Here is a 13,605-nt window from a genome sequence, read left to right on the forward strand (position 1 = left end):
CATAAAATAGGGCGGCGCATGTTAACATTGGCTTACTTGATGGACAAGTAGAACATATGATTAATTCTATTCAAAACAACTAAAGTTAAGATCCAGCGCAGATATAAACAAGCCGGCTAGGTAAATTTTAAAAGTTTTTAAAGAAGTAAGTAGTGGGTCTCTATTGTCATCATTGTCTTGACTGTTTTGTTGAATATGTAGCGAGCTCTCTGGCTGATGAGTTTTGATGATAGGTAATGTTTTAGCTGTAAAATGAAAAAAACCGCTGAAAGTCAGCGGTTTTCTGCGTTAATGAGGTTTATAGTCTGTTTAATATTCAAACATTGCAGAGATAGACTCTTCATTGCTTACGCGGCGAATAGCTTCAGCAAGCATATTTGAAAGAGTGAGTTGTTTAACCTTAGGTATGGCTTTTATTTCTGGGCATAAAGGAATGCTATCAGTGATAATAATTTCATCGATAACAGAATCTCTTAAGTTTTGAGCCGCATTACCAGAGAAAATAGCGTGTGTTGCATAAGCATAAACGTTTTTCGCTCCATGAGCTTTTAATGCTTCAGCAGCTTTTGCTAATGTACCACCAGTATCAATCATATCATCAACAATAATACAGTCTCTATCTTGTACATCACCAATAATATGCATGACTTGGGCAACGTTTGCCTTAGGTCGGCGTTTATCAATAATGGCTAGGTCTGTATCATTCATTAGCTTAGCTAGTGCGCGAGCTCGGACTACACCACCAATATCAGGTGATACAACAACTGGGTTGTGGAAGTCACGTTGACGCATATCGTCTAATAAAATAGGTGTACCAAAGGCATTATCTACTGGAACGTCAAAGAAGCCTTGAATTTGCTCAGCATGTAAGTCTATGGTTAACACACGGTCAACCCCTACGTTGGATAAGAAGTCTGCGACTACTTTTGCTGTAATGGGTACCCGAGCTGAACGAACTCGTCTGTCCTGACGTGCATAACCAAAGTATGGAATAACTGCGGTAATTCTGCCGGCCGATGCGCGACGAAAGGCGTCAATCATAACAATCAATTCCATTAGATTGTCATTGGTAGGGGCACATGTAGATTGCACTATAAATACATCAGAACCACGAACGTTTTCGTGTACTTCTACGCTTATTTCTCCATCGCTAAAACGTCCAACACTTGCATGCCCCAGCTTAGTGTAAAGCCTATCAGCTACTTTTTGAGCTAATTCAGGTACTGCATTTCCAGAGAAAATCTTCATATCCGGCACGATAAAACCCTCGGTGCGTAGTAATAGATAGTTATGCTACCTATTATTGATAAAATGGCTGGGGTAGCAGGACTTGAACCTACGAATGGCGGGATCAAAACCCGCTGCCTTACCACTTGGCTATACCCCAATTAAACGTGTGATTGGATTTGGTTATGTAAAGGGGATAAATTTACCCCGTTTGCAATGAAGCTTGTCATTTCATTTGGCAATAAAGCTTGAACTTTTAATGCTTCCTTTCTATGTTCAAAAATTGCAAATATACAAGCGCCAGTACCGGTCATCCTCGACGGCGCGTATTCTAACAACCAGTGTAATGTCTTTGCAACATCCACATGCCTTTCACAAACTAATTTTTGACAATCATTTCTAGTGTTAGCAAATTGATATTCTGAAAAATCTATTTTTGCAGTGTTTCTAGGTAAATCTGGATGAGTAAATATCTCTGCTGTGGACACATGGCAATTTGGAAAAACAACTAGGTAACATGTGTCTGCTAGGGGCGTAGGGCTTAGCTTTTCACCCACACCTTCAGCAAATGCCGTTTTGCCATAGATAAAGATAGGTACGTCGGCCCCTAAAGATAAGCCTAATTTAGCAAGGGCTTGCTCATTTAATTGACAATTCCAAAGTTTGTTCAACACAACTAGTGTGGTAGCTGCATTCGATGAGCCGCCACCAATACCGCCACCCATGGGAAGGTTTTTCTTTAAATGAATAGTACATCCCATTTTTTGGGGGCTGCCGCTGTTGATTTCTTGCTGTAATAACTTTGCCGCCTTGATGATTAAATTATCTGCATCAGGTACGCCTGAAATAGGGTCGGCTAATGTTATGAGTCCTGTTTCATTAACTTCAAATGCTAATTCATCCCCATAATCGAGTAATTGAAATAAGCTTTGTAATTGATGATACCCATTTTCATATTGGCTATTGATATGTAAAAACAAGTTTAATTTAGCTGGACTCGACCACCATGTTAAATCTTTAGGTTTTATTTTAGTGACCATGTATTAACCTTAATGAGCAGTTGGCTGTTATTTGATTGATTATTTAAGGTGATTTTATGGGGCAACCAAATATCTTTTACTATTTGATAATCGTCATAATCGATTATCCAATTTGCACAGTGAGTACAATCCGGGATTAGTTGTGTCACCCAACCTTGCTCACTAAGAGTAATTTGATCGTTCACACCATATTGACCTTTTACCCAGAATTGTAAACTCTCTACTGGAAGCTCCCATCCGGTAATTCGTGATATTAGTTTACTTGCATTAGTATCCTTATAGGTGCCATCGTCGGTGATTAAGGTGGAGAACTGGTCGCTTCCAGACATTTTTAAAATGGATGTACCAATAATGGTGGTTAAATTTAATTGGTATTCGGAAAAACTTTGCTGCCAACGTAAGTTTGCACTTTGTTTCTTGGTATTATTTTTGAATCCAATTTTACCTTTGAGCAGCCAACTTTTTTGTTCTGCTAATTTCAATTGGTGGGCATCTACCTGCAATTTCACTTCGGGAATTTGCTGTGTGGCGCAACTCGAAATAACAAAGACAAACACAATGGTAAGGCTATATTTGTAAATATAATGAGATGAATTTAATAAAATTTGCACAATTTATTTTGGGTTTCGATAATGTATACGATAACTAATGGGAACATACAAAGCACACACCTTTCAATATATTTACCTTTTGCGTACAATGCCGCCCTAAATTAACTGAATTTATGCTGTAGTTTACCTGACCACTTCATGACCCTTATTGCTTTTGGTATTAATCACAAAACCGCACCTATAGAATTGCGGGAGAAAATCGCGTTTTCTCCTGATGCTATTGTGCAGGCGTTAGCTTCATTGGGAGTGCAAACAGGCGCAGCTGAATCCGTTATAGTCTCTACGTGCAACCGCACCGAAATATATGCTCAACTTGAACAGCCCAATAAGTCTTTTATTTCAACTTGGTTAGCCAAGTTTCATGCTGTGGATCAACTTGATGTAGACAATAATAGTTATTTTTATACAGAACAAGACGCTGCAATACACATCATGCGGGTAGCGTGTGGCCTAGATTCTTTGATGTTAGGTGAGCCGCAAATTTTGGGGCAAATTAAGCAGGCTGTTACCCATTCTAAAAATATTGGTGTCATAAAAGGTAGTTTTGACCGACTTTTTCAACATACTTTTTCTGTTGCGAAAAGAGTGCGCAGTGAGACAGATATTGGTGCCAATGCAATTTCAGTTGCCTATGCATCTGTACAATTAGCAAAACATATTTTTTCTTCCTTAGAACGTAGTCGGGTACTATTAATTGGAGCAGGGGAGACCATTGAATTAGTTGCTAAACATTTAAGCGAACAAAACGTTAAGTCATTGACCGTGGCCAACCGTACGTTAGCAAGAGCCCAAGCAGTAGCAGAGCCACTAGGTGCTTCAGTTTTAACTTTGGCCCAAATCCCTCAACATTTGAAAGATGCTGATATTGTGTTTAGCTCTACTGCGAGTCAGTTGCCCATTTTAGGCAAAGGTTTGGTGCAAAGAGCACTAAAGGAGCGTAGGCATAAACCTATGTTTTTGGTGGATTTAGCGGTACCAAGAGATGTAGAGTCGGAAGTTGCATCCTTAGATGATGCGTATTTATATACAGTTGATGACTTACAACAAATAGTGGAACAAAATCTAGCTAATAGGCAAGATGCTGCCGAACTTGCCCATCAAATGGTAGAAGAACAGGCACAGCAATTTATGCGCTGGCAACAAAGCCAAGCGTCAATTGATGTATTGAAAAGCTTTAGACAACAGAGTGAGTTACAGAAAAAGACACTAGTTGAAAAGGCTTTAAATCAGTTAGCAGATGGAAAAAACTCTGAAGATGTTGTCCTAGAGTTAGCTAACAAATTAACGAATAGTCTTATCCATGCCCCTACTAAAGCACTTCAGAAAGCGGCAAGCGAACAGGATTTAGAACAACTTTCCCTATTAAAAGACGTTTTGGCGTTGAATAAACAGGACTAATTAGCGGCAGATATGTCCCGCTTACAGGAAAATAATGAAAGAATCGGTACAACGAAAATTAGAGTCACTAATCGAGCGTTTTGAAGAAGTTCAGGCTTTACTTGGCGAGGCTGAGGTCATTGCAGATCAAGATAGATATCGCGGTTTAACAAAGGAATATTCACAGCTAGAGGATGTAGTGAAGTGTTTTCGCGATTATCAACAGGCTCAGCAAGATTTTGAGTCTGCTCAGGAGATGATGCAAGAAGACGACGCAGAAATGCGTGAAATGGCCCAAGAAGAATACAAAGCTGCAAAGCAAGATATAGAAGATTACACCCAAGCATTGCAAATTTTGTTACTGCCAAAAGACCCCAATGATGATAGTAATTGTTTTGTAGAAGTTCGTGCTGGGGCAGGTGGGGATGAAGCCGCTATCTTTGCCGGTGACTTGTTCCGCATGTACAGTCGTTATGCTGAAAAACAAGGCTGGAAGGTCGAACTAGTGACAGCCAATGAAGGTGAACATGGTGGATACAAAGAAGTCATTGCTAATATTTTAGGTGATGGCGCATACGGAATTATGAAGTTTGAGTCTGGTGGACACCGAGTGCAACGGGTACCAGAAACAGAGTCCCAAGGTCGAATTCACACTTCAGCCTGTACTGTGGTGGTAATGCCAGTTGTACCCGAGTCAGAGGCCATAGAAATTAACAAAGCTGACTTAAAAATAGATACCTTTAGAGCGTCTGGTGCAGGTGGTCAACACGTTAACAAAACGGACTCTGCTATTCGTATTACACACAATCCTACGGGGATTGTAGTTGAATGTCAGGACCAGCGCTCGCAACATAAAAATAGAGCCCAGGCTATGGCTATATTACAGTCTCGTTTAAATCAGTTAGAAGATGAAAAGCGTATGGCAGAAGAGACTTCAACACGTCGAAACTTAGTGGCAAGTGGTGACCGTTCTGAACGTATTCGTACTTATAACTTCCCTCAAGGGCGTGTTACTGATCACAGAATAAATCTGACGCTTTATCGTTTAGACGATGTAATTGCAGGTGAACTTGGAGCAATTTTAGAGCCTATCAGACAAGAGCATCAAGCTGACTTATTAGCGTCACTTTCTGATGAATAATTGTTGGGCTTGTTAGATTGTTAGAGCCTAATTCAACTGTTGAACAGGCCCTTAAGTGGGCCCGTCGCAAATTAACCGAACACCAAATTAGCGACGATGGTAGCTACGATTCTGCAGCAATTGATAGCAAAGTTTTGCTTTGTGGCTGTCTTGATTGCGAACAAATTTATCTACATACCTGGCCTGAAAAACAATTAACAATGGAGCAAATTAACACTTTTCATCATATGCTTGAGAAGCGCATTTTAGGCTATCCAGTCGCCTATATCGTAGGCTTTCGGGATTTTTGGTCTTTACGTTTAGCCGTATCTGAAGCCACTCTCATTCCTCGCCCTGAAACAGAGCTTTTAGTTGAACTTGCGTTAGACTTAGCCTTGGACGACTCGATACGAGTTCTCGATTTAGGTACGGGGACTGGAGCCATCGCATTGGCATTGGCTAGTGAAAACAAGCAATGGTCAGTTATTGGTATAGAGAAAAATTATGAAGCTGTGAAACTAGCAACATTGAATGCCACAAATAATCAACTACCCGATGTTGAATTTATCCAAAGTGACTGGTTTTCATCAGTAGAAAAACAAAAATTTGATCTGATTGTTAGTAATCCTCCGTACATCGAAATTAATGATCATCATCTAACCCAGGGAGATGTTCGTTTTGAGCCATCTTCTGCTTTAACCTCAGGTAATGATGGCTTAGATGATATTCGTTTTATTATCGCTAATAGTGTGAATTATCTAAATCATAAAGGCTGGTTGTTGTTAGAACATGGAAATGAGCAAGCTGAAATTATTGCTAATTTGTTAACCTTGAATGGGTTTTTAAATGTTCGCACAGAGTGCGATTTAAACGGTCAACCTAGAGTTTCCATGGGACAATTAAATGGGCTCAACTCTTAAACTATTTGCATAAATGTAACAATTTGTTGATGAAGCATTGTTTGTTTGCCTTTAGTTTACTATTGTATTTAAGCATCTGTTTTTAAGAGTAAATATAATGTCAGACGAAATATTTTTCGCGGAAGACGACGAAGTAGAAGTGCAGTTTCATGGAACATGGAAAGTGTTAATCGTAGATGACGAACCTGAGATCCATGCGGTAACCAAACTTGCCCTTGGTGATTTTGTTTTTCAAGATAAAAGAATAGAGTTTATTAGTGTATTTAATGGAGCTGAAGCTAAAAAAGCTTTTATGGAACATGACGACATATCAGTGGTTTTACTCGATGTTGTTATGGAAACAGACGATGCAGGGTTAATCGTCGCAAACTTTATAAGGAATGAAATTAATAACCATTTTACTCGTATTATTTTACGCACAGGTCAACCCGGACAAGCACCTGAGCGCGATGTTATAGTCAATTATGATATCAATGACTATAAATCAAAAACTGAATTAACCGCACAGAAATTATTCTCCGTCGTTATCGCAGCACTTCGCTCATACCACGACATCAACGTAATCGAAGAAAATAGAAAAGGTCTAGAGAAAGTTATCGCGGCGTCTGCCGATATTTTTACCTTGCAATCTTTTGAAAGTTTTATCGAAGGTATAGTGCAACAGTTATCTTCTTTATTAGGTGGAACCAAAGATGTCGCTTATCTTACTTCTGCGGTGATGGGGCCAAAACCTATTAACCAATATAACTCCACTGAGCTATTTGTATTTACTGGAAAAGGTGAGTACGAAAATAAAGAAGGCTTGAGACTCGAACAAGTGATTAGTGGGCCGCAATTGAGCTCTTGCATGTTGGCCTATGCAAATAAAAGCTTAATTTATGAAGACGAATATATGGTGGCTTATTGCGATAGTAAGTCAAAGAGAGGTTCTCTTCTTTATTTGTCTGGTTTACCTTCAAAATTAAGTCAAAATGATAAGAAATTAATAGAGTTATTTTCTCGTAATGTGCAAATTGCTTTTGATAATATTTTATTTAACAAAGAGCTCCAAGAAACACAACAAGAAGTAATTGAAAGGTTGGGACAAGCACTTGAACAAAGTAGCGAGCATGGGCGCCATATTTTAAGAATTGTTAAAATAAGCCAAATCTTAGCCCGTGAAATTGGTCTATCAAAAGAAGAGTCTGAGACATTAGGGTTAGCAGTACCTTTACATGATGTTGGCAAAATAAAAATACCTGAGAATATTTTAGTCAAAAGTGAAAAATTAACACCGGAAGAAATCGAAGTGATCCGTCAACATGCCGATTTTGGGTATGATCTTCTTAAGGATTCAACTAGACCATTAATTAAAGCCGCAGCTTTGATTGCTAGAGACCATCACGAATACTGGGATGGAAATGGGTATCCTAGAGGTAAGTCTGGTGAAAGCATTCATATCTATTGCCGTATAACGTCTTTGGCAGATGCTTATGATGTTATGAGGCATAAACACAGTTATCAAGAAGCTTTGTCTGCAGAGGAATCATTACGCTTAGTTTTAGAGCAGAAAGGTAAGCAGTTCGATCCTACTTTAGTCAGAATACTTGAAGAAAATATTAATAAAATTGAAGAAGTTATTACTTTATACCCTGATTTCTAATAATCTTCGCATCTTGTTTTAATCTACGACTCTGATGAGGTTACGTCAGAGTGTGTTTTTATTATCATATAAAGGCCTTCTTATGTACGAAATCGTCAAAATTACTCATATGTCTGCAGTAGTAATGAGTGTTTTACTGTTTTTAATTCGCTTTACTCTGACTGTAATTAAATCAGACAAATTACAGCTGAAATGGTTGAAAATCCTTCCTCATATTGTATACACAGTGTTGTTAGTAGCCGCTATTGCGTTATGCATTTTTATTCAACAGTATCCGGTCGTTAATGGATGGGTAACGGAAAAATTTGTGGCGTTTTTCATGTACGCATTTATGGTTGTTTTAGCGTTAAAGCCCGAACAGACTCCTCTAATGCGAGGTGTTGGGTTCATAGGTGCATTGAGCTGGATAGCTTATGCAGGATTTGTGGCAGTCACAAAACAGCCGTTAATTTTCTAAAAATTGTTGTTTAAATAACCAGTTAGTTTTTGTTTCCATTATTTTGGCGTTTTTGTAATATTTTTAGTAAAGGTAACCCTAATAAAACCGATAGATAAGAGAGAGGTTTTTATTAGGGGGTCCTGTGAAGGAATTACAGCAAGCTATTAGAGAGCAAGATTGTTTACTTGCCGGATTACAGGTAGCTACTACATTTCAAAATGGCGTAGGGTGTTTAAACCACTATCAACAACAATTATCACAGTGGAAAGCTGACGCAGAGTTATATATTGATTCTCCAGATATAAATGCAGTTAGTTTTAGTCGTTTTATAACCTTTTTTTTCGTTGAGTTAGCGTTTAGCGGAAGTGAAGAAAATTATTTTTCTAGTCAATATAGTTTAATCAACAAAGTCTTGGAGTACCGAACGGGTATGCCTGTTAGCTTGGCGATTGTATTTCAATCTCTAGGAAAATCTTTGGGGTTTGATATACAAGGTGTTAATTTTCCAGGGCATTTTTTGGTTAAATGTAATTTTGATGATGGAACTACGGTATTTGTTGATCCTGTGAACGGAAAACAGCTGAGTAGAGATAATTTACAGGCATTGTACTTTTCGATTTTAAATGAATTCGAAGACGAAGAAATGCCAGAGGAAGCCCTAAACGAAGCATGTTGTGAAGAAACCCTAGTGAGGTTACTGCATAATTTAAAAAGTGCATATATCTCTGAGAAAAAATATGCAGAAGCTTTAGGTGTGGTTGAAACTTTGGTGCAACTTTGTCCTAACGACCCTTATGAAAGGCGGGATCGCGGCTTTTTATTACACCAGTTAGATTGCACCCAAGTGGCAATTGCCGACTATCAATTTTTTATCAGGCAATGTCCAAAAGATCCCGCAACTCAATTGCTACAAGCTCAATTACAACAACTTTCTGAGCAGGTTCCTGTCGTATTGCATTGATGAGTGGGGGCGGCTTAGTCGCTTCTGCCTTCGCTCTTAGGTTCGGTATTCTGCATTAATACGCACATAGTCATAGCTAAAGTCACAACTCCAAATTGTGGCTTTGTCATTACCTCGGTTAAGAACCACAGAAATGTCTATTTCAGAATTGTCCATGATTGCTTGGCCCGCTTCTTCGGTATAGGAAACAGCACGTCCACCATTTTCAGCCACTAAAACATCGCCAAAATACAGCTGAATATCATCAACATTAAGGTCTTCTAAAGACTTACAATCTCTGGAGGCATATCCTATTGCAGCTAGAACTCTGCCTAGGTTTGGATCTGAAGCAAACATGGCCGTTTTGACTAAAGGGCTCTTAGCTATGGCATAGCCAATGGCTTTAGCTTCTGCATTACTTGTCGCGCCTTTTACATTTACAGTAATAAATTTAGTCGCCCCTTCACCATCACGCACTATAGCTTTTGCTAAATATTGTGCAGTTTCAAGCAGAGCGTTAAAAATATCCTGGTAAGCAGGATCTTCCTCGGAGGCTATTTCTGCATTGTTGGCTTTGCCAGTCGCCATAATAATGAAAGAATCATTGGTTGATGTATCCCCGTCCACAGAAATACAGTTGAAAGACAAGTCTGCAATTTGCTTGGTAATAGCATCTAATATCGGCTGTGAAATAGCCGCGTCAGTTGCAATAAAGCCTAACATGGTCGCCATATTAGGGTGGATCATTCCAGCCCCTTTTGAAATCCCAGTTATTTGAATGTCTTTACTCTCTACTGTCACTGACGTGGCATAGGCTTTTGGGGCGATATCAGTGGTCATAATGGCCCAAGCCGCTGACTTCCATGAGTTTGCATCTAAACGTTTCACTGCGGGCGCTAAACCTGCTAACAATTTTTCCATTGGTAAATGCTCTAAGATAACCCCGGTAGAGAAGGGTAAAATAGAGTTGATTGGCGTATTTAATTCGGTTGCAAGATGCGAACAGGTGGTCAGGGCATCTTCTAGCCCTTTTTCGCCAGTTCCAGCGTTTGCATTACCTGTATTAATAACTAACGCTTTGATTTGCTTTGATTCACTTAAATGTTTTTTACAAATATGAACGGGGGCTGCGCAAAATCTATTTTGGGTAAACACTCCAGATACTCGGCTACCGTAATCTAATTCGATGACTAATACATCTTTACGGTTTTTCTGCTTGATATTGGCTTCAGCCCAGCCTAAACGTATTCCAGGGACTGGGGGTAATGTTTGATCATCAATAGAGGGGAGGTTTACAGGCATAGTCTTTAAAATTTAGCTTATTTGTTAAGTGGCGCGATGTTACTTTGGTACGAATTAATATGCAAAATTAACGAATAATATTTCATCGTCTAAATATTTAGGTATTACAGATAAGTTACTTTATAACTGAAAATTCAAGTTTGAAGCAGAACAATTAGGCATTTTATGCTTGGTTAAAACAAACAGATAAATTGATTACAGCAGAGCAGCTGCATTTATATCGTAGAGTCAAAGCTTTGTTCGAGCAAAGAAAAAATAGCTTAGGTTACCGAGCGTTATATAAACGGTTATGCACAGAGGGCTTTAATGTGAGCAGTTATGGGGTTCAAAAGCTTCTTTTAAGCTTAACCTAAGGGGACTCAGCGAGTTGCCTACAGGATCACAACTAAGAGAAAGTACAGTGATGCGGTGTCTGATAATCTACTCAACCAAAACTTCAATCCTATTGCACCGAACCAAATATGGGCTGGATGTATCTAGCTATTGTTATGGATTTATATTCTCGTGGCATTGTCGGGGGCTATTGATAAACCCATGACGACAGACTTGGCCAGTAAAGCTATGATGAAAGCGTATAACTTAAGTTAGTCTCCAGAAGGGTCGGTATTTCACTCCGATATAGGCTCACAATATACCAGTAAGCAATATCGAAAGTTATTGAATAGCTATAGCGTGAGAGAAAGTATGGATGATGTGTGGGCGTACTGGGACAATGCTGTTGTTGAACGATTTTTTGGCAGTTTAAAATACGATTGGCTATTGAAAAAAACGCAGTCAACTAGTGAGCACATGAAAAATGATGTGACAGCGTACATGCGTTATTACAATTTAGAGCTGCTTTATACAACTAATGATGATCTGTCACCAGTAGAGTATGGGCAAAATCTCTTAAGAAAAGTGTTCTGAATTACTTGTGCAGAACAGTGGTGCTAAAAAATTTTGAGTAAACTTCACGTGTTTCTTATTATTTTAAAACGACTTGATTTTTCATTTATATGTACAGTTAGTTACTGATATTAATTACTTTTTAGGTTTAAACTATAGGTTAGGCGAATAAGAGAAGTGCTTTTTAGACTTAAAAAATTTTGAGTTTGTTACAGTTTACATTTTTAGCCAAAATGGCATAAATAGACATAAGGGTATAGCGTCAATGACAGAACAATTGGATTCTACAAAAGAGCTCATTATCACTACTTTATTTTCACCTATTGACGAACTATCTGGGCACACAGGATCTTCGAAATTTAAAGATGAGGCCATTTCAATTGAAGATTACAATGGGTTGATTATTTCCCCTCGAATGACTGCGCAAAATTTTCGGCACCGGGTCAGTGAACCGGGTTATTTTACTGATTGGCATATGGCTGGGGATGCCACCATGATAATTATTCGTTCTGGGACATTAAGTTTAGGATTGCGCTCAGGTGAGCAGCGCCATTTCAGCGCAGGTGATCTTTTTATTGCAAAAGACTGCTTGCAATCAAACGAAGAGTTTAATCCAAATATTCATGGCCACACCGCTGAGGTTGTCGGGGAGCAGAGCTTAATGGCGGTTCATATAAAGCTTTAACTCTTAACCTTAATTATTCTAACAGTCAGCTTGCATTGAGTACCTCATAGATACTTGTTGTTAGCTGGCGTAACTGCCCTTGAGTAATTATATAGGGTGGCATAATGTAAACTAGTTTGCCAAAAGGGCGTATCCAGACTCCTTGTTTCACAAATTCTTTTTGAAGCTTTGCCACATCAACTATCGTTTTAGTTTCAACTACACCGATAGCCCCTAAAACTCTCACATCAGCTACGGCTTCTAGTGTTATACAGCGTGTAAGCTCTTCTTGTAGTTGTTGCTCAATATTAGCGACCTGTTGCTGCCAATCCCCTTTTTGAATTATGGATAAACTTGCATTGGCTACTGCACACGCTAAAGCGTTACCCATAAAAGTTGGGCCGTGCATAAATACTCCTGGCTCGTCTTGACAAACTCCTTGAGCCACATCTTCTGAGCATAATGTGGCGGCTAGCGTTATGTATCCACCAGTAAGTGCTTTGCCTAAACACATAATATCAGGGCTAATATCAGCATGCTCACAGGCGAATAACTTGCCTGTTCTGCCAAATCCTGTGGCTATTTCGTCACAAATTAAAAGGATATTGTAATCATCACATAACTGTCTACAGCGCTTTAAATACTCGGGATGATAGATACGCATTCCACCTGCATTTTGCACTATAGGTTCAATAATAAGCGCCGCTAATTCATTGTGATGGCTAGAAATGAGTTGTTCCAGTGGCTTTATATCGTCTTCATTCCAAGGTTTATCAAATCGAGTCTGCGGTGCCGGAGCAAAAATTTGTTGCGATAAGGCGTCAGAAAATAAGCTGTGCATACCGTTGATGGGGTCGCAAACCGACATAGCGGCAAAGGTATCGCCATGATACCCGTTACGAGGAGTAATAAATTTATGCTTATGGTTATTGCCTTGACAGGCCCAAAACTGCAACGCCATTTTCATTGCCACCTCTACAGATACTGAGCCAGAGTCTGCTAAAAATACTCTATCTAATCCCATTGGGGTGATATCGATTAAGGTACGGCACAAATCAACGGCTGGCTGGTGGGTAAGACCGCCAAACATTACATGCGAAAAGTCGTCCACTTGAGTTTTTAGTGCCGTATTTAGCAAAGGGTGATTGTAGCCATGTATGGCTGTCCACCATGAAGAAACACCATCAACTAATTTTTCGCCACTCGATAAATGTATAAAAACGCCCTCAGCCTTTGTTACAGGAAAACAAGGAAGCGGATTGATAGCCGATGTGTAGGGGTGCCAAATATGTTCTTGGTCAAAAGATAAATCTGATTTGTTCAATTTTTATTCGCTTGTAAAGTTTTGAATTTAAATGTGGTTGACAATGGGGCTGCGACACATAGACTAAGCGCCACATTTAGCAGTGTAAAGTTAGAATATTCTATAGGTTCAATT

Annotated in this window: 12 protein-coding genes, 1 tRNA gene and 1 pseudogene; 8 read left to right on the forward strand and 6 right to left on the reverse strand. The window is 39.1% G+C overall.

Going from position 1 to position 13,605, the window contains the following annotated elements; translation table 11 throughout:
* Positions 1 to 309: 309 nt before the first annotated feature.
* From ABJE44_RS07235 to lolB, 4 genes are all read right to left on the reverse strand, one after another.
* Positions 310 to 1,257 (reverse strand): ribose-phosphate pyrophosphokinase, encoded by a 948-nt coding sequence (locus ABJE44_RS07235; RefSeq protein ID WP_133470368.1) that lies wholly within the window; start codon positions 1,255 to 1,257, stop codon positions 310 to 312.
* A gap of 55 nt (positions 1,258 to 1,312) precedes the next feature.
* Positions 1,313 to 1,387 (reverse strand) — tRNA-Gln (locus ABJE44_RS07240).
* A gap of 1 nt (position 1,388) precedes the next feature.
* Positions 1,389 to 2,267: a 4-(cytidine 5'-diphospho)-2-C-methyl-D-erythritol kinase gene (gene ispE / locus ABJE44_RS07245; RefSeq protein WP_348112382.1), complete on the reverse strand. Its 879-nt coding sequence runs from the start codon at positions 2,265 to 2,267 to the stop codon at positions 1,389 to 1,391.
* Positions 2,252 to 2,824, reverse strand: coding sequence for a lipoprotein insertase outer membrane protein LolB (lolB, locus tag ABJE44_RS07250; RefSeq protein ID WP_348112383.1), 573 nt, complete (start codon positions 2,822 to 2,824; stop codon positions 2,252 to 2,254). The genes ispE and lolB overlap by 16 nt, the downstream gene beginning before the upstream one ends.
* A 192-nt stretch (positions 2,825 to 3,016) precedes the next feature.
* Here lolB and hemA point away from each other — a divergent pair, with 192 nt between their 5' ends.
* From hemA to ABJE44_RS07280, 6 genes are all read left to right on the forward strand, one after another.
* Positions 3,017 to 4,276 (forward strand): glutamyl-tRNA reductase, encoded by a 1,260-nt coding sequence (hemA, locus tag ABJE44_RS07255; RefSeq protein WP_348112384.1) that lies wholly within the window; start codon positions 3,017 to 3,019, stop codon positions 4,274 to 4,276.
* Between the two features lie 34 nt (positions 4,277 to 4,310).
* Complete coding sequence (gene prfA, locus ABJE44_RS07260; RefSeq protein ID WP_133470371.1) at positions 4,311 to 5,396, forward strand: peptide chain release factor 1; 1,086 nt, start codon at positions 4,311 to 4,313, stop codon at positions 5,394 to 5,396.
* A 17-nt stretch (positions 5,397 to 5,413) separates the two neighbouring features.
* The gene (gene prmC / locus ABJE44_RS07265; RefSeq protein ID WP_348112385.1) at positions 5,414 to 6,295 is read left to right on the forward strand and encodes a peptide chain release factor N(5)-glutamine methyltransferase; all 882 of its coding nucleotides are present in this window, start codon (positions 5,414 to 5,416) and stop codon (positions 6,293 to 6,295) included.
* A gap of 97 nt (positions 6,296 to 6,392) precedes the next feature.
* Positions 6,393 to 7,937: a DUF3369 domain-containing protein gene (locus ABJE44_RS07270; RefSeq protein WP_348112386.1), complete on the forward strand. Its 1,545-nt coding sequence runs from the start codon at positions 6,393 to 6,395 to the stop codon at positions 7,935 to 7,937.
* Between the two features lie 82 nt (positions 7,938 to 8,019).
* Positions 8,020 to 8,394, forward strand: coding sequence for a SirB2 family protein (locus ABJE44_RS07275; RefSeq protein WP_348112387.1), 375 nt, complete (start codon positions 8,020 to 8,022; stop codon positions 8,392 to 8,394).
* 124 nt (positions 8,395 to 8,518) lie between these two features.
* On the forward strand, positions 8,519 to 9,337 hold the full coding sequence (locus ABJE44_RS07280) for a tetratricopeptide repeat protein (protein WP_348112388.1): 819 nt from the start codon (positions 8,519 to 8,521) through the stop codon (positions 9,335 to 9,337).
* A gap of 36 nt (positions 9,338 to 9,373) precedes the next feature.
* Here ABJE44_RS07280 and argJ read toward each other — a convergent pair whose 3' ends face one another.
* Positions 9,374 to 10,618, reverse strand: a complete 1,245-nt coding sequence (gene argJ / locus ABJE44_RS07285) for a bifunctional glutamate N-acetyltransferase/amino-acid acetyltransferase ArgJ (protein WP_348112389.1) — start codon at positions 10,616 to 10,618, stop codon at positions 9,374 to 9,376.
* A gap of 161 nt (positions 10,619 to 10,779) precedes the next feature.
* Between argJ and ABJE44_RS07290 the strand changes: the two are divergent.
* Together ABJE44_RS07290 and ABJE44_RS07295 are read left to right on the forward strand one after the other, a co-directional pair.
* Positions 10,780 to 11,524: pseudogene (locus ABJE44_RS07290) on the forward strand (IS3 family transposase); the annotation flags it as partial.
* A 244-nt stretch (positions 11,525 to 11,768) separates the two neighbouring features.
* Positions 11,769 to 12,188: a hypothetical protein gene (locus ABJE44_RS07295; RefSeq protein WP_348112390.1), complete on the forward strand. Its 420-nt coding sequence runs from the start codon at positions 11,769 to 11,771 to the stop codon at positions 12,186 to 12,188.
* Positions 12,189 to 12,213: 25 nt separating this feature from the next.
* Here ABJE44_RS07295 and bioA read toward each other — a convergent pair whose 3' ends face one another.
* The gene (bioA, locus tag ABJE44_RS07300; RefSeq protein WP_348112391.1) at positions 12,214 to 13,491 is read right to left on the reverse strand and encodes an adenosylmethionine--8-amino-7-oxononanoate transaminase; all 1,278 of its coding nucleotides are present in this window, start codon (positions 13,489 to 13,491) and stop codon (positions 12,214 to 12,216) included.
* Between the last annotated feature and the right edge of the window lie 114 nt (positions 13,492 to 13,605).

The organism is Paraglaciecola sp. (assembly GCF_039942875.1).
Classification (GTDB): domain Bacteria; phylum Pseudomonadota; class Gammaproteobacteria; order Enterobacterales; family Alteromonadaceae; genus Paraglaciecola.